Origin of the sequence: Micromonospora sp. KC606 (genome assembly GCF_004348675.1) — a bacterium.
Lineage (GTDB): Bacteria > Actinomycetota > Actinomycetes > Mycobacteriales > Micromonosporaceae > Micromonospora.
Window position 1 is genome coordinate 1 of sequence record NZ_SMKN01000399.1, and the last position, 1,583, is coordinate 1,583.

At 73.0% G+C, this 1,583-nt stretch carries 1 protein-coding gene and 1 pseudogene; both read right to left on the reverse strand.

The features are described from left to right. The coding region (locus tag E1193_RS31350; protein ID WP_132186733.1) for an amidohydrolase family protein at positions 1 to 1,191 on the reverse strand (1,191 nt) is incomplete at its 3' end. Positions 1,192 to 1,196: 5 nt separating this feature from the next. Next, positions 1,197 to 1,583: pseudogene (locus E1193_RS31355) on the reverse strand (zinc-binding alcohol dehydrogenase); the annotation flags it as partial.

Consider the following 1,583-nt stretch of genomic DNA (forward strand, 5'->3'; position numbering starts at 1 on the left):
CATCGGATTCGACTCCAACGACCGAGCCAACCCCAGCCGCGACTCGTACATCCGACCCGCGCCACCCCACAACCGGTCGAACGCCGGCTGCACCGACGCCACAATCCCGAACTCGACGAACCCCGCGATCAACCGCTTGTTCATGAGCTCCGCGTGCTCCACCCGGTGCCGCGCCGCCCGCACCCGGTCCGTACCCAACGTCACCGCCGCCGCCGCGAACCCCGCCAACACCGTCGAGATCGCCGCATCCCCGATCGCGTGGAACCCGCCCTGCATCCCGTGCACGGCGCAATCCACCAGATGGTCACGCACCTGCTCCGCCGACAGGAACCCGTGCCCACAACCCTCACCGTCCAGGTACGCCGACGACACGTGCGCCGTCCGCGCCCCCAACGCCCCGTCGGCGAACAGGTCCCCGCCCGCGCCCACCGCACCCAGCTGGCGGGCCCGCGCCGCGCCGCCCAACTCGCCCCAGTACCCGTACACCTCCGGTAGGCCCACACCGGAGACCGCCAGCAGGCCCGTGAAGTCCTCCTCGTCGGAGATCTCCGGCCCACCGCACTCGTGCACCGCCACGATGCCCAGCGACGCCGCGTGCCCGAGCGCCAACCGCTGCGCCGCCACCCGCTGCGCCCGGCTCACCGACGCGAAAGCCGCCGCCCGCACCACATGGTGCGCGTCCCGACGCACCCAACCCGACACGTCGTACCCCGGCGCCGACACCACCTCCGGACAACCCGCCAGCAACGCCCGCGACACCAACGCCGAATGGATCGACGCCTGCGACAGATACACCCGCCGACCCCCGGCCGCCCGGTCCAACTCACCGGCGTCCGGCGGCTCCGGGACCACCCAGCACGACTCGTCCCAGCCGTGCCCCAGCACCACCGCGTCCGCCGGCAGCCCACCGGCGAACGCCGCCACCGCCTCCAACAGCTCACCCGCCGACCGCACGCCCGACACGTCCAGGCCCGACAACGCCAGACCGGTGTCCGTGGCGTGCACGTGCGCGTCCACGAACCCGGGCGTCACCAACGCTCCGTCCAGCTCCACCACCCGCTCCGCCGCCGGCGCGTCCGCGTCGACGCCCAACCAGGCGACCCGACCGTCACGCACCAACAACGCCGTCGCGCTCGGCTCGGCAGGACAGTGCAGCACTCCGCCGCGGTACAACGTCGAGGGATTCGTCATGGCAATCAGTCTGCCGCCAACCGGGCCTCGAACAGCCCACGCACCCCCGGCTCCGAACGCAGCAGACCCAACGCCAGCTCCGCGTGCCCGGGCACATACCCGTTGCCCACCAGCATCGTCACGTCCGCCGCCAAGCCCTCCGCGCCCAACGCCGCCGCCGCGAAACTCGTCGCCATCGAGAAGAAGACCACCGTCCCGCCATCCGCCGTGGCCAGCACCGCCCCGTGCTCACATCCCGGCACGTCCACGCACACCACCGTCACGTCCGCCGGCCCACCCAGCGCCGACGTCACCGCCGTCGACAAGCCCACCGGATCCCGCGCGTCGGCCACCACCACCACGTCCGCCAATCCGGCCGCGTGCAGAGCCCTCCGCTCCGCCTCCCCCGGCAC